The following is a 23288-nucleotide window of genomic DNA, read 5'->3' on the forward strand; positions in this document are numbered from 1 at the left end:
AATATCCTGAAAAAACACCTCAAAGCCGTGATTTTCCGTAGACAAATCATCAAAGAAAAACGGAATACAAGTTGATAAAACAACTCCCCACCCAACAAAACCAAGTATCTTATTGTTTTTTAATAAAAAAATAACAGACATAACTCAATATCACGTAAGAATACTCCTGCTGCTTGCAAAAAATTCAAAAGTGCGAGTGAACGCCAGTTTTAGACGAATTAAAAGTCTATTTAGTGGAAAAGGTAATAGTAAATAATATTTTTAATTAAAAAATGGTAAATCAACCGCAACAATAGATAAAAACATTAAAATGTCTTTATATAAGTCAAATCGATAAAATTTTATTAAAAAACAAAACAATTTATACCAAACTGTAAACATAATCCTACATAATGTAACTTAAGTCAAATTTTATTACATACTACAAATCATTCCACTTAAGCAATTATAATATATGAATTTTTTTTGTTATTCACATATTTTATTGCGCTGAAATAAAATTGATGGTGAAAAAATGTCACTTGATGCCAGTCAAGTATGGCAGGATCAACCAGAATTAATGTTTCCAAAGCATTACATATCCAAAATTTAATTCTATTTAGTATCAATCATATGGATTATAAATCCAAACTAGACAGTTTGGTATATTTTGTCCAGTTTATAACCTCACAAAAATCATCAACAAGAATAAGACATGCCAATTAATATGAGATTAGTTATAAATTTGTTGTTTTTTACGCATTTATCTTACATAAATACGTAAAAATATTTAAAAATCAAATAATTATATTTATAAAATTACAAAAAATCCCATAAGATAAGAGTTAGGAGCATATTGGTTATCTCTTATGTAAGGAGAACAGGAGTGCTACTTAAGCCATAGCGATGGTGCAGTCAAAAATGTGCAGAGGAAGCGATAAAACAGAGAAATGTAATTCGTATCATGGAAGGACACTCCTTGTTTCGGTGAAGGGCTGTTTTTTTACAACACGTTAATAAAAAAATTATCTCATTACAAAAACAAGACGCATGTCAGAAAACAAAACGGCGAATCAGGTGGTAACAATAGGCATACCGTGAACGGTAGTGAATCCGTCAAGGCAGGCTCTATTTTACGAGCGAGTGGTGGAGCAGAACATTGAACTCATTTTAAGCTCCGGCAATTTTCCTTGATAACGCCATAACTTACTGATTAAAAAAGGATAAGATATGGAAGATGCAAACCTATTAGTCGGAAAACGTATTCAGACCAAAAGGAAACAACTGGGCATCACTGCCACAGCATTAGCAAAACAAATTGGCATCAGTCAACAACAACTTTCACGTTACGAAACGGGCGCAAACCGAATTAATATCGCCCATCTGGTTAGAATTGCCCGGATATTAAATACGCCAATTGGGTGGTTTTTCCTGGATTGCGAAGAAAACAAGAAAGAGGACAACACTGTTAATAAACTCGTAGATCAATATATTCCCATTGCTGAAACAATTATAGGAAAGAATGGTTGTTAAATGGGACAAGATAAATTCGTCAGAAGCCTGTTGTGTTACTCATTTCAATTACCTCATTCAGGCTTCTGACCCTTGTCAGGTTCAGCCATATCGGCATAAATTGCTTAATGGTCATCAACTCTGCCGGCGAATATTTTTAGTTGCAACCATCTTGCTTCTGCTTGCTGATGCCGTTTTTTATCGTTTGGTTTTCAATGAGAAATCGCCCAAACCGCGGCAATATTACGGGCTGTTACCTGTAAGTTATCAGCGCTATTGGCAAGGGCATCTGAAAGGGTACAAACTTCCGGTATGATGGAAAATACGGCATCCAGCCCATATTGATGAACAACATGATAATCCCGGCTCATGCTTCCAACTAAAGCGATGGTGGGAATAGCAAACTTTTTCGCAACACGGGCAACACCAAGAGGGGTTTTACCGTGCAGGGTTTGGCTATCCAGACGACCTTCCCCTGTAATGACCAGATCGGCACCCTGAACAGCGTCTTCCAGTTTCAAGGTTTCGATAACAATCTCAATACCTGACTGTAATTTCGCCCCCAGACATCCCAATAAAGAAGCCCCCATCCCCCCAGCCGCGCCGGCACCCGCGGCATCAATGATGCTTTTCCCTGTGAGCGATTCCATTTTCATTCCATAATGACGCAGTGCCGAATCCAATAACTTAACCATTTCCGGGGTTGCCCCTTTTTGTGGGCCAAATACGGCTGATGCCCCCGATTCACCACATAGCGGGTTATTCACATCACAGGCTACTGTCAGTTCAATCTTCCCAAGGCGTGGTTCAAGGTGGGTTAAGTCGATACTTTCCAGCCGGGTCAATGCCGCGCCGCCAAATGGCAATATGCGGCCGTCACCATCCAGTAAATTTGCCCCCAGTGCCTGCATCATCCCTGCGCCACCATCGTTGGTTGCACTGCCCCCAATGCCTAAAATGAGTTTGCGCACGCCATGTTCCAACGCAGCCAGAATCAGCTCTCCCGTTCCATAACTCGTCGTTAGCAACGGATTGCGCTGCGCCATCGGCACCAAATGCAGGCCAGAAGCGGCGGCCATTTCAATCACAGCGGTTTTTCCATCGCCAAGCAGACCAAAAAATGCCTCAACCGGCTGCCCCAAGGGATCGGTGACAGTACATGCGATGCGTTTTCCCCCTGTGGCAGCAACCAGTGATTCGACTGTCCCTTCTCCACCATCCGCCATAGGCAATGTGAGATAGTTTGCGTGTGGATAAATTTCTTTAAATCCCCGCTCTATCGCCTGTGCGACTTGCAGGGCGCTCAGGCTTTCCTTAAACGAATCAGGAGCAATCACAATTTTCATCATGGAATTTCCTCGCTTCTCTGGCACGTATGTATAAAAAAAGCGATAAACTCATTATCGCTTTTTAATCCGGCAAGCAGGGATGTCGTCTAAGAAATTACGCTTCAATCGCCAGTCGCAATTTCTTCATTGCATTTTTTTCGAGCTGTCTAACACGCTCCGCAGATACACCGTATTTGTCTGCCAGTTCTTGCAAGGTGGTTTTGTTATCATCATCCAACCAACGGGAACGAATGATGTCTTGGCTACGCTCATCCAGCCCTTCCATCGCGACAGAAAGTTTATCCGCTGCGTGGTTTTCCCAGTTATCTTCTTCAATGCCATCAGCAAAGTCAGACGCCTTGTCTTGCAAATACAGCACCGGAGCCACGGGATGGCTGTCATGATTATCATCATCAGAGGGCATATCGAATGCCATATCCTGCGCTGACATGCGCGATTCCATCTCGCGGACGTCTTTGCTGGTCACGCCTAATTCTTTGGCAACCAGCTCAATTTCGTCCTGATTGAACCACCCCAGACGTTGTTTCGCCTTGCGCAAATTAAAGAACAGCTTACGCTGGGCTTTGGTTGTTGCGACTTTCACGATACGCCAATTACGTAATACGTACTCATGGATTTCTGCCTTAATCCAGTGAACAGCAAAAGAAACCAAACGTACACCTACTTCTGGATTAAATCGACGAACCGCTTTCATCAGGCCAATATTACCTTCCTGAATCAAATCCGCTTGCGGCAGACCATAACCGGCATAACTGCGGGCAACATGAACAACGAAGCGCAGGTGAGAAAGAATCAGCTTTTTCGCTGCATCCAGATCTCCCTGGTAATGCAGCCTTTTTGCCAGTTCCCTCTCTTCCTCTGCGGAAAGCATAGGGTAAGCATTGGAGGCACGGATGTATCCTTCCAAACTACCTTGTGGAACTAATGCCAAAGTTTGCATTTCTTTTGTCATTCAAATTCTCTCAAAATTAGATCTAAATTGACGGCTTTCAAGTTTGCCTGAGTTAACCCATGAGGGTTATTCAAGCCAAAGATATGTCTATTTTACCACCGTAGCGATCATATTCAAATCATCTCAATAGTGTAAACATCAATACAAAATCATAACTGTGATTTCGACCACGATGAAGCCCAAAAGTTCACTGGCAAGCCTGACCAACGCCGCTATTCCGGCCTGAAACGACGCAAATGCTGAATTGTCGCAAACCATGCTGCAATCCAACCAATCATACCTGAAATAAGGACTAATAAGAGTGATTCATCCCATCCCAAGCCATGCAGCTTAAAACTGGTGCCAAAAACACTCGCGACTTCCGTGACCACATCGGAAAGTTTCCACACCAGCAGAGAGGAGAGGATCAGGGAAAATATGGCGCCCAGTACGCCCAGTAAGGCACCGCCATTCAGGAAAGGACGCAGAATAAAACCATCCGTTGCCCCAATCAGCTTCATGACATTAATCGTCTCACGGCGGCTAAAGATACTCAGCCGGACGCTGTTACCAATGACCAAGAGTAGCGCAACCACCATCAAAATACCTATCACGGCCGCAATTCTGCCGACAAGGACGGTCAGCGCGGTCAGGCGGGCAAACCAGCTATCATCCATCCTGACGTCTTCAATGCCTTTAATCTGCGCAACCTGATCGCGCAATGTCGTGAGTGTCTGATTGCTTTGGAAATTCAATTGAGGCGAGACGATGGCGACCGCCGGCAACGGGTTCTCCTCCAGCAAATCCAGGGCACTGGCAAAACCCGACCATGCCCGGAATTCGTTTACCGCATCTTCACGGGAAAGATAATTCACCGATTTCACGCCGTCCATGCCTTGCAACTGATCAATGACCTGTTTGACACTCTTGTCATTCAGTGACTTATCCAAATAGACCGTGAGTTGCGGGATGGGATACCACTGCATCACAGCTTGATCGACGTTTTTCCAAACGATATAAAACACACTCGGTAAGGTCAGGGAAATGGCAACCACCATCATGGTCAACAGCGTCGCCAATGGCTGGCGGAACATATCAGACAGCGTACTTTTCCACGCATAACGCTGCTGTACGCGCCATCCCCCTTTCAATGACCTGGACTTGGATTTTGGCGAATAGCCTTTTTTCGCTAAATGACGGACATGCTTAACCATGATGCCCTCCTTGCATGCGCCCCTGATTCAGGGTCAAGATACGGTAATTTCTTCGTTCAATCAGGGCGGTATCATGCGTCGCCATCAGAACGGTCACGCCAACTCGGTTAAATTCTTCAAACAGACGGATGATCCCCTCTGATAATGCCCCATCCAAATTTCCCGTTGGTTCATCCGCCAGCAATACCGTGGGTTTGTTCACCACCGCGCGGGCAATACCAACACGTTGTTGCTCTCCGCCAGAAAGTTGAATGGGGAAATTTTTCGCTTTGTCCAGCAAGCCGACCTTATCCAATGCCGCAGATACCCGCCGACGAATATCCTCAGCACTGGCTCCTGAGATGATCAGCGGCATGGCGACGTTCTCGTATACCGTGCGATCCAAAAGCAGGTGGTGATCCTGAAAAATCATGCCGATCTGACGGCGCAGAAAGGGGATCTCGCGGGATTTTAGTCGGCTGATGTCATGACCAGAAAACCAAATATGGCCGGCACTGGGGCGTTCGATGCCACAGATAAGTTTCAAAAGTGTACTTTTACCCGCCCCTGAATGACCGGTTAAAAATGCCATTTCCCCTGGAAGGAGATGAAACTCCACCCCTTGCAGCGCCTGCCGCCCTCCCAGATAGGCTTTACTGACCTGTTCAAAGCGAATCATTGATAGTTAATCCTCTCTGGCAAAAAGCGCCTCAATAAAATCGTCTGCCTTAAATGGACGGAGATCTTCAATGCCTTCACCCACGCCAATGTAGCGGATGGGGATCTCAAATTGGTCGGCAATGGCGAAGATAACGCCCCCTTTCGCAGTACCATCCAGTTTGGTCAGTGAAATACCCGTCAATCCTACCGCTTCATGGAATAGTTTAGCCTGACTTACTGCATTTTGGCCTGTGCTGGCATCCAGCGTCAGCATAATTTCATGAGGAGCCTCTTCGTCCAGTTTTTTCATCACTCGAACGATTTTTTTCAGCTCTTCCATCAAATGTGCTTTGTTCTGCAAGCGCCCTGCGGTATCGGCAATCAGGACATCAACCCCTTTGGCCTTGGCTGACTGGATGGCATCAAAAATCACTGAGGCGGGATCGGCGCCCGTATGTTGGGCAATCACCGGGATTTTGTTGCGTTCGCCCCAAACCTGTAATTGTTCTACTGCGGCTGCCCGGAAGGTATCCCCGGCGGCCAGCATGACGGATTTCCCCTGAGACTGGAATTGACGTGCCAATTTACCAATGGTGGTGGTTTTACCCACGCCATTCACGCCTACCATCAGAATGACATACGGTGATTTATTTTCGATCGCCAGCGGCTTATCCACTTTCGCCAAAATAGCCGACATCTCTTCTTTCAGTTTAGCGTAAAGCGCTTCCGCATCTTTCAACTCTTTGCGACTGGCGTGATCTGTCAGGCTGGTGATGATCTTACGGGTCGTTTCGACACCCACATCGGCAATCAGTAGATGCTCTTCCAGCTCTTCAAACAGATCATCATCAATTTTCTTGCCACGAAATAGCCCCAGAAAACCGGAGCCAAAATTTTGACGGGTTTTCATTAAGCTGCGTTTCAGACGGGCAAAGAACCCTTCTTTGGTTGGCCGCTCTTGTTCCTTAGGTAAGGTTACTTGTTCTGCCGCTTCCGCTAAACGCTGTTGCTCTGCCTCTTCCGCTGCTTGACGGGCGGCTGCTTCCGCCAAACGCTGTTGTTCTACCTCTTCCGCTGCACGGCGGGCGGCTGCTTCCGCCAGACGCTGTTGCTCCGCCTCTTCCGCTGCACGGCGGGCGGCTGCTTCCGCCAGACGCTGCTGCTCCGCCTCTTCCGCTGCTTGACGGGCGGCTTCTTCCGCCAGACGCTGTTGTTCTGCCTCTTCTGCTGCACGGCGGGCCGCTTCTTCCGCCAGACGCTGTTGCTCTGCCTCTTCTGCTGCACGGCGGGCGGCTGCTTCCGCTAAACGCTGTTGTTCTGCCTCTTCTGCTGCACGGCGGGCCGCTTCTTCCGCCAAACGCTGTTGCTCTGCCTCTTCTGCTGCACGGCGGGCGGCTGCTTCCGCTAAACGCTGTTGTTCTGCCTCTTCTGCTGCACGGCGGGCCGCTTCTTCCGCCAAACGCTGCTGCTCCGCCTCTTCTGCTGCTTGACGGGCGGCTGCTTCTGCTGCAACGCTTTCTTGTTCCTCTTGCTGTTGCTTATCTTGACGACCAAGTCCAAACCAAGAGAAGAAACCCTTTTTTTTCTCTTTTGCCATCGGCCACTACACTCCTCGCGGTTAATATTAGATATGGGTCGTTATATCCACTGAGATAGGTTCTAACGGTGATAAAATCCAGTCTAACATTTTCATCACACCACAAAACATATCTATAGCGGATTTCGTGGTAAATTAATCAATGAATTTCTTCGTTTTCATTCACTTTTTGTCTCCGCCAGAGATTATTTAATCGCATCGGATGACAAATGCTTAAGCTATGTAAATTATGACTAAAAAACCACAGCGCGCGTCTTTGGGGCAAATCCGCATTATTGGCGGAAAATGGCGCGGGAGAAAATTACCGGTGCCGGAGAGTACCGGCCTGCGCCCAACCACCGACCGCGTCCGCGAGACACTTTTTAACTGGCTGATGCCAATGATTCAGGGGGCGCGTTGCCTGGATTGTTTTTCCGGCAGTGGCGCCCTCGGATTTGAGGCTTTGTCACGTTATGCAGGTCACGCGACCTTAATTGAATACGATCGCAATGTGGCGAAACAACTCTCGGCTAACTTAGCCATGCTGAACGCTGAAAATGCCAATGTGATACAAGGTAATGCACTACAATACCTTAACGGCGTTGGAACACCGTTTGATGTGGTTTTCCTCGATCCGCCATTCCGTCAGGGAATGTTGGCTGAAACCATCCATTTATTGGAAACCCACGGTTGGCTGGCAGAAGAAAGCTGGATTTATGTTGAGGCAGAAGCAGAATCTGCTGCGACAGAAGTTCCGCCCAACTGGCAACTACATCGGGAAAAAATCGCCGGGCAAGTGGCTTACCGGTTATATATTCGTCACCCGTAGTCTGGTGTCCAAACAGCTTAAACACGATTTTGGAGTCGATGATGTTTATTCAATTAGGTAGAGGGATCATGATCTTAGTGTGGGGGATTATGATCTTCAATTTGTTTCACCCATTCCCTAAACCATTAAGATATTTTATGGATATTGCGATGGTATTTACGGTCATTATGCATGCTTTTCAGTTGCTGCTGCTGAAAAACTCCCAGCCCAAAGATCAAAAGCTGTCGAGTTTTCTCCAGACCAAGATCTTCTTTTTCGGGGTCTTTGAATTATTGGCCTGGCAAAAAAAACAACAAAAAGAGCATCAACGAGAGAAAAAATAACGTTCCATACTCCGTATTTCTTAGAGGAAGGATATTGATGATGAGCATCTATCCTGAATAGCACAAATCATCAAAAGAATTCCTCTTATCGGATTTGACTCTGGAGTTCACTCCAATGTGTAGAGTTAACGTTAATAATTAATATTAACTCTATTTAAGAGGTCGCCTATGTTCTCCACCTCCCAAAAACATAAGCAATCACAGCCCAATTCTTCATCTTGCCAAAAAGATGATCATCAGCATGTTACCAATCATGCTTGTTGTTCCACCGGCGCAGCACATTCACATGAACATGAGCATCCCCATGAACATTCTCATGAACATACTCATAAACATAGCGGCGCACACTGTTCACACGATCATGCTCATGCCATGCAAGATAGCGCTCCTCCCGAATTAACGGCACAACAACGTTTTCACTGGACTATCCAAGGCATGGATTGCCCAAGCTGTGCAGGCAAGATCGAAAATGCGGTGAAAAAACTGCCAGACGCCAAACAGGTCAAGGTGTTGTTTACCACCGAGAAACTGGTGGTCGATGCGGATATTGATATTCGTGCCGCCGTTGAGCAAGCCGTAAAACAGGCGGGCTTTGAAATCAAGGGGACAAATTCGGCCTCTAAACTACCTCCGGCAGTCAGTCACTGGAAGACTTTCGCCCCAATCCTGATTCTGGCCGCTTTGATGTTCGTCAGTTGGGGAATCTCAGCAGCCCATGCGCCCGCAGGACGGATCGCTTTCATCATCACAACGCTGATTGGGTTATATCCGGTCGCGACCAAGGCTATCAAACTGATGCGTTCCGGCACCCCTTTTGCCATTGAAACGTTGATGAGTGTTGCGGCTATTGGTGCCTTGTTCATTGATGCCACCGCAGAAGCCGCGATGGTTATTCTTCTGTTCAAATTAGGGGAAATACTGGAATCCTATGCCGCGGGGCGTGCTCGTCGTGGCGTCAGTGCCTTGATGGCATTGGTGCCTGATCAAGCCTTGCTGATTAAAGAGGGAAAAAAGAAAACCGTCTCAGCTGCGGATCTGCGTCCGGGTGATATCATTGAAATCGCCCCAGGTGCCCGCTTACCGACGGATGCCGAACTCCTCAACCCATTTGCCAGTTTCGATGAAAGTGCCCTGACCGGGGAATCGGTTCCGGTTGAGCGGCTGCAAGGCGAAAAGGTCGCCGCGGGCTGTCTTTCTGTCGATAGTGCGGTGCAGATGAAGGTGATCTCTGAACCGGGCCACAACGCCATTGACCGCATCCTGCAACTGATTGAAGAAGCGGAAGAGCGTCGTGCGCCAATTGAACGTTTTATCGACCGATTCAGTCGTATCTATACGCCGTTGATTATCTTGTTCTCAGCGCTGGTGGTCTTGATCCCACCGCTGTTGTTTGCCGGTTCATGGGAAACCTGGGTTTACCGGGGCCTGACTCTGCTTTTGATCGGTTGCCCTTGCGCATTGGTCATCTCGACGCCTGCCGCCATTACGTCCGCACTGGCCGCGGCGACCCGTCGTGGCTCCTTAATCAAAGGCGGAGCAGCTTTAGAGCAATTGGGGTTAGTCAGCACCATCGCACTGGATAAAACCGGCACTTTGACCGAAGGCAAACCACAGGTAACTGACATTGAACCCGTGGAAAATATCAGCGCAGAAATCCTGCTGGCACTGGCGGGTGCGGTGGAAAGTGGCTCCCATCACCCCTTAGCAAAAGCGATTCTGAATGCCGCAGAAAACCGGGGCGTGACGATTGTTGAAGCTGAACATCGCAAGGCACTGGCTGGAATAGGGGTTGAGGGGCAATTATCGGAGCAGAAAATTCTCGTCGCAGCCCCCGGCAGATTGCCGGAAAATACATTGTCCGAGAAATGGCAACAGCGAGTGACTGAACTGGAAAACAGTGGCAAAACCGCGGTTGCGGTTATTCGGAATGATCTCCTTGTGGGGTTGATCGCGATGCAGGATACCTTGCGTCAGGATGCCATAGACGCCATTCGTAGCCTGAAAAAACAGGGGATAGATGCCGTGATGCTGACCGGTGATAATCCCCGTGCCGCTGCCGCCATTGCGAACCGGCTGGGCATCGATTACCGGGCAGGGCTGTTACCGGAAGATAAAGTGAAAGCAGTCACGGAGTTGAATCAAAAACACCGCACTATGATGGTCGGCGATGGCATCAACGATGCCCCGGCGATGAAAGCGGCCAGTATCGGCGTCGCTATGGGCAGCGGCACGGATGTGGCGTTGGAAACCGCCGACGCCGCCCTGACGCACAACCGGCTGACTGGTTTACCTGAAATTATCGCGCTGTCCCGAACAACTCACTATAACATTCGCCAAAATATCACCATTGCATTAGGTTTAAAGGCGATATTTCTTATCACGAGTCTATTGGGTATCACCGGACTTTGGATGGCTGTTCTGGCCGATTCGGGTGCCACAGCATTGGTCACCGCAAACGCCGTCCGATTGCTGCGGAGCAAATCACAGAAGCAGTGAAGGGAACATCAACCTGAATTGCCACAAGCAGGCAAAAGGCCATAAAGGAAAATAACAAACTGAAAAGGTGCATGGTACGACTATGCACCTTTTCAAAAATCACAATTAAGTACAAATTAAGTACATAAGATTGCTATTAAGGAAAAAGGAATATGGCATTCAGCGAGGTGATAAGTTGACCAAATGCCATATTTAAAGCCTAGCACGATCCCTATTTTCTGCTAGTTAATTGTATATATTTTTCTCAATTAAACAGAATTTTCGCTTTTTTTGAGCAGGTATCGATAAGGCGTTTGCGCTGTCTCTTGGGCGATCAGCGCATGATCCATAAAGCGGCAGAAGCCCGGAATATCACGGGTGGTCGCCGGATCGTCCGCAATGATCAACAACGTCTGACCCGCCGTCATATGGCGAACCGTCTTGCGTACCATCATGACGGGTTCTGGGCAACGCAGTCCCAATGTATCAAGTGTTTTGTCAGGGTTGGCAAAAACATCGGCCATAACAATCTCTGTAGGTTCAAACAATCTATGGCGGTGGATTATATTACAAAATATCGTCAACTGCCGTACTTTACTTTTATTGTACAATTCGTATGATCCGACTGCCTGATCTTTCAGGTACATTGATTTTTTTGGGTTCCCTCACCCCATCCACCAAAAAGGTACAATATGTTCCAATTGACTGTGCAACAACGCGCCACGGCATTGATCTGGCTTTCGCTTTTCCACATTTTGATCATTACTTCCAGTAACTATCTGGTGCAACTGCCCATCTCCATTTTGGGTTTGCATACCACTTGGGGAGCATTTACCTTTCCCTTTATCTTTTTGGCGACTGACCTGACCGTGCGTATTTATGGTGCGCCATTGGCTCGCCGGATCATTATTTCCGTCATGCTGCCGGCACTGCTGATCTCTTATCTAATTTCTGCGCTGTTTTTCCAGGGAACCTGGCAGGGATTCGAAACATTGGGCACCTTTAATCTGTTTGTCGCCCGGATTGCAGCCGCCAGCTTTATGGCCTATGTGCTGGGTCAGATATTAGATGTCGGTGTCTTCAATCGTCTTCGCCAAAAAAGTCGCTGGTGGATAGCGCCCGCTGCCGCTATGTTTTTCGGTAATATGCTCGATACACTGGCCTTTTTCTTTATCGCGTTTTACCGCAGCACTGATGTATTTATGGCGACGCATTGGGTAGAAATTGCGTTAGTGGATTATGCTTTCAAGCTGTTTATCTGCATGCTCTTCTTCCTGCCCGCTTATGGCATTTTGTTGAACTTAATCCTGCGACATTTTTTCGCTCAAACAGTAGATAAGACGCTGATCAAAGCTCACTAAAAAAACAGCACCCTGAATCCATCAGGGTGTCAAACATTCTTGCAAATATTTCCGCTCAAATCCCCCATTTCCTGCTTTTGCTCATCACTTCTTTGTTTATTTTATCGTATAGTTTTGCCGTGTGGTTTTTCATATCATATAGCGTTAATGGGCAGGTAAACTCATACTAAGGAATATTTCTTATGCTGAAAGTGATCCAGTCTCCATCCAAATATATCCAAGGGCCGGGTGCGTTATCCCACCTTGGCCGATATACCAAAATGCTTGCTGACCACGTCTTCGTCATTGCCGATAATTTCGTGATGAACCTGATTGGGGATACCGTCAGCAGGAGCTTAGAAGAACACGAAGTCACCAGCCATTTCGAACTTTTCAATGGTGAATGTAGCCGTAGTGAGATCCAACGCTTGTCTGCCATTCTGTTGCAACATCAATGTCAGGCTATCATCGGGATCGGAGGAGGAAAAACGATTGATACCGCCAAGGCGGTTGCACACGAATCTAAAATACCGGTGATTATTTCGCCTACCCTTGCGTCAACGGATGCACCGACCAGTGCCCTTTCTGTTCTTTACACTGAACTCGGCGAATTCGACAGCTATCTGTTCTACCCACAAAATCCCAATATCGTGCTGATGGATACCAATATCATTGCCAAGGCACCGGTTCGCTTACTTGTGGCAGGTATGGGGGATGCGCTCGCTACCTACTTTGAGGCGCGAGCCAATAGTGCAGCCCATAAACCCACGATGGCGGGAGGTGCGACGTCCACCACCGGGTTGGCGTTGGCAAAACTGTGTTATGAAACCATACTGGCGGAAGGTTACAAAGCTAAACTGGCGGTAGAAGCCGGTGTTAGTACACCGGCAGTTGAAAATATTGTGGAGGCCAATACCTATCTGAGCGGTATTGGTTTTGAAAGTGCGGGACTGGCTGCCGCACATGCCATCCACAACGGTTTTACTGTGCTGGAAGAGTGCCATCACCTCTATCATGGTGAAAAAGTCGCGTTTGGCACCCTGACACAATTGATATTAGAAAACAGCCCAAGTGAAGAGTTGGAAACCGTGCTCGATTTTTGCGTACAAGTCGGACTGCCCGTCACGCTGGAACAATTGGGCTTACGTGATAATGAAAAGCTGCATCAAAAAATCATGCAAGTCGCTATCGCAAGCTGCGCCGAAGGTGAAACCATCCACAATATGCCATTTGCGGTAACCCCAGAGCAGGTTTACGCCGCAATTTTGGCCGCAGATCGAATGGGTAAAGATTGGTTGTATTAAGTTGATGTTGCTACTTTTGGGCGGGAATTCCCGCCCTGACGGTTTTCCAAACAGTTCGTATCCCAAATAAGCCCCAAAAAACAGATTTGATAAGGCACAAAAACGAGCAAGAATCGCACATGAAATAACGCAAGAATCCAATGCCTATCAGGTAACGTCATACCTGATGAACATATTCAGCCGTAATGGTTGGGCAACGGATCTGACTTCCCCAGTAAACCATGCCAAATTTCATAAACGCGTTTTTCCGTTTCATTTCGCGGCTGCACTATGTCATGCTCATGGTCATAGCTGGCATTTAATCGTTCCGCAACGTTTTCCAACCGTTTTTGATCCCTTTTACCACGGCTTGTCTGCGGAATATAAGGAATACGGTAATATTCGCCAGGTATCCAGGCTTCATGCAGAGCTTCCCTGAGAGAGAGTTGGGTCTCGCGTACCCAATCTTCCGGCACAATCAAATTAGGATCGAACAAGACAAACGCTTGGATCTTGGCAAAATCGCCACTGCCTGTGACTCGGATAATGGCATCTTGTACGCCACGTTGTTTTCTCAAGGCAATTTCTATCTCATCTAGACCAATCCGATATCCCCGTATTTTCACCTGATCATCTAGTCTCCCCATATAAATGAGAGAGCCATCTGCAAGCATGCGTGCCAGATCGCCTGTCAAATAGGCTCTTTTACCTTTTCGAGTTATATCGGGGACATATCTTTTGACCGTCTCAATGGGGTTATTGCGGTAGCCTGCGGTCACACCCAATCCACCGATAAGAATTTCTCCTACCGTCCCTTTGGGAACCGGCCGTAAATGTTTATCCACAATCGTAATGCTGGTGCCCGGAATAGGCCCTCCTAGTTGAACCTTGTCGCCTTTTTTCATGCGGAACGCGGTTGACCAGATGCTCGTTTCCGTTGAACCGTAGACGTTCCATAATGTGCCTCCGGTAGCGGTCAGTTGATCTGCCAGATCTTGTGACAACGCCTCTCCCCCGCAAAGCATGCTCATTGCAGGGCGAGGTTTCCATCCCGCATTCAGGGCCATTGACCAAGTTAACGGTGTTGCTTGGGCGAAAGTGAATTGTGGATCTGACAGCGTTTCAGATAACGCCATTGCATCACGTTGAATATCAATTGAAGCGATGTGGATACTGCCGCCATGAACGAGGGTCAGCAACAATTCCAGCACGGAGGTATCAAAAGAGAAAGTTGTTAATGCCAGCATGTGGTCACGCTGACTGATTGACAACAGTTTGCCAAATCCGCACAGACAAGCAGCCAGATTGTCATGCTGAACCTGTACCGCTTTTGGCAATCCTGTGGAGCCAGAAGTAAACATCACATAAGCAGAATGATCACCCAATACAGGGGGATCAATATGTTCTGCTATTTCAGCCTTGCCTCTCTTATTTAAAAGGGTATCCACAGCGATTAATGTTGATGCCTTAAGCCCCGCCGACACTGTATCGTCAAATACCAGAGTACTTTCCGGCAGACTGGCGAGAATATCATTCAGGCGTTTTTCTGGCATCATGGTATTCAGGGGGATATACACCGCCCCAATTCGCCAAATTGCCTGCATGGTGACAAACCATGCAATCCCCCGCCGGGCGGCAATGGCAACATTGCCCCCCATTTTGACGCCGTGGTCACGCAAAACATGTGCCGCATTCTCAATGCGTTGATTCAACTCACCAAATGTTAACGTTTCATGTGGATCAGAAACAGCGATAGCATTAGGTATCATTTTTGCCAACTCAGCCAACCGAGAAGGAACGTTGTTAAACCACGGTTCTAGATCTGCTGTCATGTAACTGATATTACGATCAAATTCAGGTTTAACAGCAGGAGAATTTTTTTGCCCAGTAGTCAATGCTGTGTGTAATATTGCCTTGTGTGTGTCAGTATTCATAATGATGCTCTCATTCTGAGCCTCATTGGTTTCATCACTTTTCATGATGAATAGAGGCATCAATGCGGGTAGTCGTTATCTTTCAACTGTTGTCTACATTCAGTATTTGCGAATACCTTATGTTGACGCGAATTGAATTAGAAAAATAAATTGCGAAAATCTATCGCGAATTTAATAAATATATTAATTAGTATTAATCTGTAATCTTTTATTAATTGAACAATCAACTTATATAAAGCAAATTATTGTTTGGAAGACAGAGTGTATTACGCCTATACAGCCTGTAACCAATTTTAGTTAAGACATTGATATTATTATATTTAACGTAAAAATAGCTATTCAACCCTGCTTAAAAACTTCGATTATGAGCATGAATAACCATTTGTAGTAATATCCGTTATTTTGAATTTTAATTTCAAACATTTTATTTATAACCACGTTATAAAAAACGCAAAGCATGTAAATAAAAAATGATTTACATGAACAAATGAGAATATTATTTAAATAACACCATCAGGTAAATAGTACAACTTGTTAAAAACAGTGGGCACAAAAAAAGTACCGTTTATTTATTAAATAACTTTTATAATGGGAACGTTTGTGTGGATTATATTTATCTATTTTTCTCATGGTTATTGCATCAGGAAAATTCCCCTAATAATACTGAGCTTTTATTGGGTCGATAATATCAACAAAACTTAAACATCCGGAAATAAAAAATAACCAAAAAACCACCTACTGTGACAGTCATCACACTAACGTAAATACATTGTATTCAAAAAAAGTGCTAATTCACTCAAAATTATCGACTTTGCGAAATTATATCTATATGTTAGCGATACCTCACAGTCATATAAGGTCGTTTTCAGCTAATATTAGCTTCGATATAGAAAATAAATAGTTAAAATTTTCGTTTAACGCCATCACTGCTTAATGGTGGTGATTCGCTCACACAAAAGTCACGTGGAGACAAAAAATATGTTAAGTATTTTCAAGCCAGCGCCTCATAAGGCCCGGTTGCCTGCGCAAGAAATAGATCCACTCTATCGTCGCTTGCGCTGGCAAATTTTTATAGGGATTTTCTTTGGCTATGCCGCTTACTACCTGGTAAGAAAAAACTTTGCACTCGCCATCCCTTCCTTGATTGATCAGGGTTTTTCCAAAGGCGATCTTGGTTTTGCATTATCAGGAATTTCAATTGCCTACGGATTCTCAAAATTTATTATGGGTTCCGTTTCTGACCGTTCTAATCCACGTGTTTTCTTGCCTGCGGGGTTGATACTGGCGGCATTGGTGATGCTGTTTATGGGCTTTGTCCCGTGGGCCACTTCCAGCATAGCTATCATGTTTGTTCTGCTGTTCCTCTGCGGCTGGTTTCAGGGTATGGGTTGGCCTCCTTGCGGACGTACCATGGTTCACTGGTGGTCACAGAAAGAGCGCGGTGGCATTGTTTCCGTCTGGAACTGTGCCCATAACGTTGGCGGGGGCGTTCCACCCTTACTGTTTATGTTGGGTATGGCTTGGTTCAATGACTGGAAAGCCGCGTTTTATATGCCGGCGTTTGCGGCTATCCTGGTGGCAATCATTGTTTTCGCCTTAATGCGCGATACCCCGCAATCCTGTGGCTTACCGCCAATCGAAGAGTATAAAAATGATTATCCACCGGATTATACGGAAAAAGACGAAAAGGAACTGACAGCAAAAGAAATTTTCATGCAGTACGTTTTGCCGAATAAATTGCTGTGGATGATCGCCGTTGCCAACGTATTCGTCTACTTGCTGCGCTACGGTATTCTTGACTGGTCACCGACTTATTTGAAGGAAGTGAAAGACTTTACTATGGATAAGTCTTCCTGGGCCTATTTCCTGTATGAATATGCGGGCATTCCAGGCACCCTGCTGTGTGGTTGGATGTCGGACAAAGTCTTCAAAGGTAACCGGGGTGCCACAGGGGTATTTTTCATGATACTGGTTACCATCGCCACTATCGTATTCTGGTTGAATCCAGCGGGTAACCCTAATATCGATATGCTCTGTATGCTGGTTATCGGCTTCCTGATTTACGGCCCAGTCATGCTGATCGGTCTGCATGCTCTGGAATTGGCGCCGAAAAAAGCCGCCGGAACCGCGGCCGGATTTACCGGTCTGTTTGGCTATCTGGGGGGTTCTGTTGCGGCCAGTATCATCGTCGGTTATACCGTTGATTATTTTGGTTGGAACGGTGGCTTTATGGTCATGATCGGCGGTAGCGCCCTGTCCGTTATTCTGCTGCTGCTTGTTATGTTAAGTGAAAACAAACACAAACAAGAATTGGCTCGTCAAGGTCAGTGATATCACTGAGAGACGCTAATTAATCACCCTATCAATCGCAGTACAATGCCAATAAAATAAAATTGTACTGCGATTTCATGAGTGATATTGAACATTTAATTCCCATATAGATATATTTTTCATATCGACTGTAATCAATATAATTTAATTCATCCCTTAGCCTTTCGTTGATGTATTCAGCTCTTAGACATTTGAAGATAAAAAACCTATTCCCCCTTATGCTTCTGTTTATTTAAAAATAGGTAGAATACGATTGGCGAATTAGAATAAATGGAGAATCCCAATGCAGACCCCTATCAAGGCAATTATGGCCGGTATTTTGTTAGCTTCATCAATGTCAGGCATTGCCCATGCAGCAGATAAGATTGTGATCGCTCATCGTGGCGCCAGCGGTTACTTGCCTGAACATACCTTACCCGCCAAAGCACTGGCCTATGCACAAGGTGCGGATTATCTTGAGCAAGATCTGGTCATGACGAAAGATGACCAACTGATTGTACTGCACGACCACTACCTTGATCGCGTAACGGATGTGGCAGAACGTTTCCCAAACCGCGCCCGTGCTGACGGTCGCTATTATGCTATCGATTTTACCCTGCCAGAAATTAAGTCACTGCAATTTACTGAGGGTTTTGATATCAAGGATGGCAAAAAAGTCCAGAGTTATCCCGGACGTTTCCCCATGGGGAAATCCGATTTCCACATTCATACCTTTCAGGAAGAGCTGGAGTTTATTCAAGGTCTGAATAAATCCACGGGCAAAAATATCGGCATCTACCCTGAAATTAAGGCGCCGTGGTTCCATCGTCAAGAAGGCAAAGATATCACCAGCAAGGTACTGGAAGTCCTGAAACAGTATGGCTACACCAAAAAGAGCGATAAAGTTTATCTGCAATGCTTTGATGCCAATGAACTCAAACGCATTAAAAATGAGCTGGAGCCGAAATTGGGGATGGATCTGAAACTGATTCAGCTTATCGCTTACACCGACTGGAACGAAACTTACGAACAGAAACCCGATGGCACATGGCAAAATTATAGCTATGACTGGATGTTTAAACCGGGTGCGATGAAAGAAGTGGCTACCTATGCGGATGGCATCGGCCCTGACTACCACATGCTTATCGCCAATGACTCTACGCCAAACCACGTTAAGTTGACGGGGATGGTGAAAGAGGCTCACGCCAGCCATTTGGCGGTACATCCCTATACTATCCGTATCGACCAATTACCAAAATATGCCACCAGCGGTAACCAATTATTCGATATCGTTTTCGACAAGGCTAATGTTGATGGTGCATTCACCGATTTTCCTGATTTAGCCGTCAAGTTCCTGAGAAAACATCACGAGCATCAATAAAAATAGCGGGGCAGTCCAAGACTGCCCCTCTCGTGATTCAGGTGTATCACATCAATAATTTTGTCATGAGATCCCCACAGGGAAAGCAATCACCTCACTAATCCGTTCAGCACCCAATGCCAACATAATCAGACGATCCACCCCCAATGCAACACCAGCACATTCAGGCATCCCGTGAGCAAGGGCAGCCAGCAGGTGTTCATCAATCGGTTGAACCGGCAACCCCATCGCTTCACGCTTACGGTTATCCTGTTCGAAACGCAGACGTTGTTCATGGCTGTCGGTCAGTTCACGAAAACCATTCGCCAACTCCATGCCCTTGAAATAGACTTCAAAACGCTCCGCAACACGATGATCTTCCTTGCTGATTTCTGCCAATGCCGCTTGGGATGCAGGGAAATGGTAGATAAATGTAGGTTTTTCAATGCCGATCTGGGGTTCCACACCCATGACGAAAAGTAGCTGCAACAAGGTGTCCCGATCTTCCTCCTGATCAGCAATATTGCTGAGATCGAGTTTCGCCGCCACTTCACGCAATTTCTCTTTGCTTGCAGTCAAGGGATCAACCCCCAGATATCGCACGAAGGCCTGTTGGTAAGAGAGTGATTCAGCACTTTCACAATCCAAAATCTGTTGCAACAGATCATCCACTTCATTCATCAAACGATACATGTCGTAGTGCGGACGATACCATTCCAGCATCGTGAACTCTGGATTATGATGACGACCCGCTTCCTCATTACGGAAACTTTTCCCCATCTGATAAATGGAACCACTGCCGGCTGCCAGCAGACGCTTCATATGGTATTCAGGGCTAGTCATCAGGTACAGGGTCAAACCCTCTGCCGCTCCCGGCCCAACGAACTGTGTCTGGAAAGGGACCAAATGAACGTCGGTGACAGTCGCCTGACTCATAGCAGGCGTTTCGACTTCCAACACCCCACGATCTGCGAAAAAGCGCCGTATTTCTGCTAAGATCTCCGCCCTTTTCAATAAATTGGCGATAGGGGCACTTGGCTGCCAATTCGCGATTTCGTTCATATTCCTATGACTCCAAAATAAAACAAAACGCGCAGTTTACTCATATCAAGGCCGCCAGACAAATTTTCAGCATTAAACCCACAAAACCCGCATTCAAATCAAATTTATCCGCCGTATTATTCGCTACAATTAAACCATACAAACAGTCACAGAGAGTGAAACCAAATCGTTATTTTTATTTACTTTGTTTGCTCCCACTTAAACAATGGAGAAGAGCAGTGCAAACCTTCAATGTCGACCTTGCGATTATCGGCGCCGGTGGTGCAGGGCTGCGAGCTGCCATCGCCGCTGCGGAAACCCATCCTCAACTTAAAATCGCCTTAATCTCAAAAGTTTACCCTATGCGTAGCCATACTGTGGCCGCAGAAGGAGGCTCCGCCGCTGTTACTCAGTCGCACGATTCCTATGACTTTCACTTCAACGACACCGTATCCGGGGGTGACTGGCTGTGTGAACAAGATGTGGTTGAGTATTTTGTTAAACATTGCCCGACAGAAATGATCCAACTGGAACAATGGGGCTGCCCGTGGAGCCGCAAAGACGATGGCTCGGTGAACGTGCGTCGTTTCGGCGGCATGAAAATTGAGCGCACCTGGTTTGCCGCCGATAAGACCGGCTTCCATATGCTCCATACGCTGTTCCAGACGTCGCTTAAGTACCCGCAAATCCAGCGCTTTGATGAGCATTTTGTTCTCGATATTTTGGTGGATGACGGGCAAGCGCGCGGATTAGTGGCGCTGAATATGATGGAAGGGACGAAAGTTCAGATCCGTGCCAACGCAGTCATTATGGCCACCGGCGGTGCCGGACGGGTCTACCGTTATAACACCAATGGCGGCATTGTCACGGGTGACGGCATGGGGATCGCATTCCGCCACGGTGTGCCCTTGCGCGATATGGAATTCGTGCAGTATCACCCCACCGGCCTGCCCGGTTCCGGTATTTTGATGACCGAAGGTTGTCGGGGTGAAGGCGGGATTTTGGTGAACAAGGAAGGTTATCGTTATCTACAGGATTATGGCTTGGGGCCAGAAACCCCGCTCGGCCATCCTGAGAATAAATATATGGAATTAGGCCCGCGCGACAAAGTCTCCCAGGCATTCTGGCATGAGTGGCGGGCAGGCCGCACCATCGCAACGCCGCGTGGCGATGTCGTCCATCTGGATTTACGCCATTTGGGTGAGAAAAAATTGCTCGAACGCCTGCCGTTTATCTGTGAGCTGGCAAAAGCCTATGTCGGTGTTGATCCGGTCAAAGAACCGATCCCTGTTCGTCCAACGGCGCATTACACGATGGGAGGCATCGAAACGGATCAACGGGGCGAAACCCGTATCAAGGGATTATTTGCGGTCGGGGAATGTTCTTCGGTTGGCCTGCATGGTGCAAACCGCCTCGGCTCTAACTCGCTGGCTGAGTTGGTTGTGTTTGGCCGTCTGGCCGGTGAAGAAGCGGCCAAACATAGCCAAGAAATAAAGCCCGCCAATCATAGCGCACTGGATGCCCAAGCCCGTGATGTTGAAGATAAACTCACTAACTTGCTGAATCAGAAAGGCGGCGAAAACTGGGCGAAAATTCGCGATGAACTGGGCACGTCAATGGAAGAAGGCTGCGGCATTTACCGCACACCCGAGCTGATGCAGAAAACCATCGACAAAATTGCCGAATTGAAAGCACGCTTCAAACATATCGCAATCAGCGACCGTTCCAGTGTCTTCAATACCGATCTGCTCTACACCCTCGAATTAGGCTTTGGCTTGGATGTCGCTGAGTGTATGGCCCATTCCGCCATGAATCGCAAAGAATCCCGTGGCGCCCACCAGCGTCTTGATGCAGGTTGTACCGAACGTGATGATGAGAATTTCCTGAAACATACGCTGGCGTTCTATCACCCGGAAGGTGCCCCGCGTCTGGAATACAGTGAGGTGAAGATCACTAAATCCCAACCCGCAAAACGCGTCTATGGGGGTGAAGCGGCGGCACAAGAGCAAGCACAGAAGGAGCAAGCGAATGGCTGAGATGAAAAGTATGAACATGGAAGTCATGCGCTATAACCCGGAAATTGACAGTGAACCCTATTTCGCCACTTATGAAGTGCCTTACGATGAGCAAACGTCACTGCTGGATGCCTTGGGTTACATCAAGGACAATCTGGCGCCTGACCTCGCTTACCGCTGGTCTTGCCGTATGGCAATCTGTGGCTCCTGCGGCATGATGGTCAACCGTGTCCCGAAGCTGGCCTGTAAAGTTTTCCTGCGCGACTACGCCCAAGGAATAGCCCAAGACCAAGGAATGAAAGTCGAAGCACTGGGCAACTTCCCCATTGAGCGGGATTTAGTGGTGGATATGACACACTTTATTGAGAGCCTGGAAGCGATCAAGCCTTATATCATTGGCAACGATCGCAAACCCGCCGATGGCGCGAATGTGCAAACGCCTGCCCAGATGGCGAAATATCATCAGTTTTCCGGCTGTATCAATTGTGGCCTGTGTTATGCCGCCTGTCCCCAGTTCGGCCTGAACCCTGAATTTATCGGGCCGGCAGCAATCACACTGGCACACCGCTATAACCTTGATAGCCGCGACCACGGCAAGCAAGCACGCATGCCGCAAATCAACAGTGATAATGGTGTCTGGTCTTGTACTTTTGTCGGTTACTGTTCTGAAGTGTGCCCGAAACATGTCGATCCCGCCGGTGCAATCCAGCAAAGCAAGGCAGAAAGTGCCAAAGATTTCCTGATCTCCATGCTGAAACCACAATAAGGAAGGAGAGAGTAATGACGACGAAACGTAAGCCTTATGTGCGTGGTATGGAAGCCAATTGGTGGCGTAAGTTGGGTTTTTATCGCTTCTATATGTTGCGTGAAGGCACCGCCATTCCCACCGTTTGGTTCAGTGTTTTGGTACTTTACGGTCTGTTTGCCCTGAAAGGTGGCCCGGAAAGTTGGACAGGGTTTGTCTCCTTTCTGCAAAACCCACTGGTGTTGCTGATTAATATCATCACCCTGCTGGCGGCATTGCTGCACACCAAAACCTGGTTTGAACTGGCGCCCAAGGCACTCAATATCATTGTCAGAAATGAGAAACTGTCACCGGGGCCGATTATCAAGCTGTTATGGGCCATCACCCTGATTGCTACCGCCGTGATCTTCGGCGTAGCCCTGTTTTTCTGACC

General features: G+C 47.0%; 19 protein-coding genes. 11 read left to right on the top strand and 8 right to left on the bottom strand.

Going from position 1 to position 23288, the window contains the following annotated elements:
* Positions 1-1209 precede the first annotated feature (1209 nt).
* On the top strand, positions 1210-1512 hold the full coding sequence (locus tag XDD1_RS16515; RefSeq protein WP_045972879.1) for a helix-turn-helix domain-containing protein: 303 nt from the start codon (positions 1210-1212) through the stop codon (positions 1510-1512).
* A gap of 191 nt (positions 1513-1703) precedes the next feature.
* Here XDD1_RS16515 and XDD1_RS16520 read toward each other — a convergent pair whose 3' ends face one another.
* The 5 genes from XDD1_RS16520 to ftsY all read right to left on the bottom strand — a co-directional run bounded on the left by XDD1_RS16520 (position 1704) and on the right by ftsY (position 7221).
* A complete protein-coding gene (locus XDD1_RS16520) occupies positions 1704-2837 on the bottom strand; it encodes a glycerate kinase (protein WP_045973753.1) in 1134 nt (377 codons plus the stop codon).
* 97 nt (positions 2838-2934) lie between these two features.
* Positions 2935-3792, bottom strand: coding sequence for an RNA polymerase sigma factor RpoH (gene rpoH, locus XDD1_RS16525; RefSeq protein ID WP_045972882.1), 858 nt, complete (start codon positions 3790-3792; stop codon positions 2935-2937).
* Positions 3793-4004: 212 nt separating this feature from the next.
* Complete coding sequence (gene ftsX, locus XDD1_RS16530; RefSeq protein ID WP_045972884.1) at positions 4005-4985, bottom strand: permease-like cell division protein FtsX; 981 nt, start codon at positions 4983-4985, stop codon at positions 4005-4007.
* Positions 4978-5643 carry a cell division ATP-binding protein FtsE gene (gene ftsE / locus XDD1_RS16535; protein WP_045972886.1) on the bottom strand — a complete coding sequence of 222 codons (666 nt, stop codon included), beginning with the start codon at positions 5641-5643 and terminating at the stop codon, positions 4978-4980. Before ftsE ends, ftsX begins: the two co-directional genes overlap by 8 nt.
* Positions 5644-5649: 6 nt before the next feature.
* Positions 5650-7221, bottom strand: a complete 1572-nt coding sequence (gene ftsY, locus XDD1_RS16540; RefSeq protein WP_045972888.1) for a signal recognition particle-docking protein FtsY — start codon at positions 7219-7221, stop codon at positions 5650-5652.
* 229 nt (positions 7222-7450) lie between these two features.
* Here ftsY and rsmD point away from each other — a divergent pair, with 229 nt between their 5' ends.
* From rsmD to XDD1_RS16555, 3 genes are all read left to right on the top strand, one after another.
* Positions 7451-8029: a 16S rRNA (guanine(966)-N(2))-methyltransferase gene (rsmD, locus tag XDD1_RS16545; RefSeq protein WP_045972890.1), complete on the top strand. Its 579-nt coding sequence runs from the start codon at positions 7451-7453 to the stop codon at positions 8027-8029.
* A 41-nt stretch (positions 8030-8070) separates the two neighbouring features.
* Positions 8071-8352, top strand: a complete 282-nt coding sequence (locus XDD1_RS16550; RefSeq protein WP_045972892.1) for a DUF1145 family protein — start codon at positions 8071-8073, stop codon at positions 8350-8352.
* Positions 8353-8520: 168 nt separating this feature from the next.
* Positions 8521-10848, top strand: a complete 2328-nt coding sequence (locus XDD1_RS16555) for a zinc/cadmium/mercury/lead-transporting ATPase (protein WP_045972894.1) — start codon at positions 8521-8523, stop codon at positions 10846-10848.
* 248 nt (positions 10849-11096) lie between these two features.
* On the opposite strand, the gene tusA is transcribed toward XDD1_RS16555, so the two are convergent.
* Positions 11097-11351: a sulfurtransferase TusA gene (gene tusA, locus XDD1_RS16560; protein ID WP_045973754.1), complete on the bottom strand. Its 255-nt coding sequence runs from the start codon at positions 11349-11351 to the stop codon at positions 11097-11099.
* A gap of 168 nt (positions 11352-11519) precedes the next feature.
* Here tusA and XDD1_RS16565 point away from each other — a divergent pair, with 168 nt between their 5' ends.
* A complete protein-coding gene (locus XDD1_RS16565; protein ID WP_045972896.1) occupies positions 11520-12188 on the top strand; it encodes a 7-cyano-7-deazaguanine/7-aminomethyl-7-deazaguanine transporter in 669 nt (222 codons plus the stop codon).
* A 182-nt stretch (positions 12189-12370) separates the two neighbouring features.
* The gene (locus XDD1_RS16570; RefSeq protein WP_045972898.1) at positions 12371-13471 is read left to right on the top strand and encodes a glycerol dehydrogenase; all 1101 of its coding nucleotides are present in this window, start codon (positions 12371-12373) and stop codon (positions 13469-13471) included.
* A 176-nt stretch (positions 13472-13647) separates the two neighbouring features.
* On the opposite strand, the gene XDD1_RS16575 is transcribed toward XDD1_RS16570, so the two are convergent.
* Positions 13648-15282, bottom strand: a complete 1635-nt coding sequence (locus XDD1_RS16575) for an amino acid adenylation domain-containing protein (RefSeq protein ID WP_231854424.1) — start codon at positions 15280-15282, stop codon at positions 13648-13650.
* A 1080-nt stretch (positions 15283-16362) separates the two neighbouring features.
* On the opposite strand from XDD1_RS16575, the gene glpT reads away from it, so the two are divergent.
* Positions 16363-17715 (top strand): glycerol-3-phosphate transporter, encoded by a 1353-nt coding sequence (glpT, locus tag XDD1_RS16580; RefSeq protein ID WP_045972900.1) that lies wholly within the window; start codon positions 16363-16365, stop codon positions 17713-17715.
* Between the two features lie 283 nt (positions 17716-17998).
* Positions 17999-19075: a glycerophosphodiester phosphodiesterase gene (glpQ, locus tag XDD1_RS16585; protein ID WP_045972902.1), complete on the top strand. Its 1077-nt coding sequence runs from the start codon at positions 17999-18001 to the stop codon at positions 19073-19075.
* Positions 19076-19138: 63 nt separating this feature from the next.
* On the opposite strand, the gene epmA is transcribed toward glpQ, so the two are convergent.
* Positions 19139-20116, bottom strand: coding sequence for an elongation factor P--(R)-beta-lysine ligase (gene epmA, locus XDD1_RS16590; protein ID WP_045972904.1), 978 nt, complete (start codon positions 20114-20116; stop codon positions 19139-19141).
* Positions 20117-20334: 218 nt separating this feature from the next.
* Here epmA and frdA point away from each other — a divergent pair, with 218 nt between their 5' ends.
* Genes frdA through frdC form a run of 3 tightly spaced genes read left to right on the top strand, consistent with a single transcriptional unit; the run spans position 20335 to position 23286 of the window.
* Positions 20335-22131 (top strand): fumarate reductase (quinol) flavoprotein subunit, encoded by a 1797-nt coding sequence (gene frdA, locus XDD1_RS16595; RefSeq protein WP_045972906.1) that lies wholly within the window; start codon positions 20335-20337, stop codon positions 22129-22131.
* The gene (locus XDD1_RS16600) at positions 22124-22876 is read left to right on the top strand and encodes a succinate dehydrogenase/fumarate reductase iron-sulfur subunit (protein WP_045972908.1); all 753 of its coding nucleotides are present in this window, start codon (positions 22124-22126) and stop codon (positions 22874-22876) included. Before frdA ends, XDD1_RS16600 begins: the two co-directional genes overlap by 8 nt.
* Before the next feature lie 14 nt (positions 22877-22890).
* Positions 22891-23286, top strand: coding sequence for a fumarate reductase subunit FrdC (frdC, locus tag XDD1_RS16605; protein ID WP_045972910.1), 396 nt, complete (start codon positions 22891-22893; stop codon positions 23284-23286).
* Positions 23287-23288 lie beyond the last annotated feature (2 nt).

Origin of the sequence: Xenorhabdus doucetiae, assembly GCF_000968195.1 — a bacterium.
Classification (GTDB): domain Bacteria; phylum Pseudomonadota; class Gammaproteobacteria; order Enterobacterales; family Enterobacteriaceae; genus Xenorhabdus; species Xenorhabdus doucetiae.

Excerpts from the sequence above, each read along its gene's own strand:
- XDD1_RS16515 (WP_045972879.1), top strand. The coding sequence starts at position 1,210 with ATGGAAGATGCAAACCTATTAGTCGGAAAACGTATTCAGACCAAAAGG.
- ftsY (WP_045972888.1), bottom strand. The coding sequence starts at position 7,221 with ATGGCAAAAGAGAAAAAAAAGGGTTTCTTCTCTTGGTTTGGACTTGGT.
- rpoH (WP_045972882.1), bottom strand. The coding sequence starts at position 3,792 with ATGACAAAAGAAATGCAAACTTTGGCATTAGTTCCACAAGGTAGTTTG.
- glpT (WP_045972900.1), top strand. The coding sequence starts at position 16,363 with ATGTTAAGTATTTTCAAGCCAGCGCCTCATAAGGCCCGGTTGCCTGCG.
- tusA (WP_045973754.1), bottom strand. The coding sequence starts at position 11,351 with ATGGCCGATGTTTTTGCCAACCCTGACAAAACACTTGATACATTGGGA.
- ftsX (WP_045972884.1), bottom strand. The coding sequence starts at position 4,985 with ATGGTTAAGCATGTCCGTCATTTAGCGAAAAAAGGCTATTCGCCAAAA.
- epmA (WP_045972904.1), bottom strand. The coding sequence starts at position 20,116 with ATGAACGAAATCGCGAATTGGCAGCCAAGTGCCCCTATCGCCAATTTA.
- XDD1_RS16600 (WP_045972908.1), top strand. The coding sequence starts at position 22,124 with ATGGCTGAGATGAAAAGTATGAACATGGAAGTCATGCGCTATAACCCG.
- XDD1_RS16555 (WP_045972894.1), top strand. The coding sequence starts at position 8,521 with ATGTTCTCCACCTCCCAAAAACATAAGCAATCACAGCCCAATTCTTCA.
- frdC (WP_045972910.1), top strand. The coding sequence starts at position 22,891 with ATGACGACGAAACGTAAGCCTTATGTGCGTGGTATGGAAGCCAATTGG.
- XDD1_RS16575 (WP_231854424.1), bottom strand. The coding sequence starts at position 15,282 with ATGACAGCAGATCTAGAACCGTGGTTTAACAACGTTCCTTCTCGGTTG.
- rsmD (WP_045972890.1), top strand. The coding sequence starts at position 7,451 with ATGACTAAAAAACCACAGCGCGCGTCTTTGGGGCAAATCCGCATTATT.
- XDD1_RS16570 (WP_045972898.1), top strand. The coding sequence starts at position 12,371 with ATGCTGAAAGTGATCCAGTCTCCATCCAAATATATCCAAGGGCCGGGT.
- ftsE (WP_045972886.1), bottom strand. The coding sequence starts at position 5,643 with ATGATTCGCTTTGAACAGGTCAGTAAAGCCTATCTGGGAGGGCGGCAG.
- glpQ (WP_045972902.1), top strand. The coding sequence starts at position 17,999 with ATGCAGACCCCTATCAAGGCAATTATGGCCGGTATTTTGTTAGCTTCA.
- XDD1_RS16565 (WP_045972896.1), top strand. The coding sequence starts at position 11,520 with ATGTTCCAATTGACTGTGCAACAACGCGCCACGGCATTGATCTGGCTT.
- XDD1_RS16550 (WP_045972892.1), top strand. The coding sequence starts at position 8,071 with ATGTTTATTCAATTAGGTAGAGGGATCATGATCTTAGTGTGGGGGATT.
- XDD1_RS16520 (WP_045973753.1), bottom strand. The coding sequence starts at position 2,837 with ATGAAAATTGTGATTGCTCCTGATTCGTTTAAGGAAAGCCTGAGCGCC.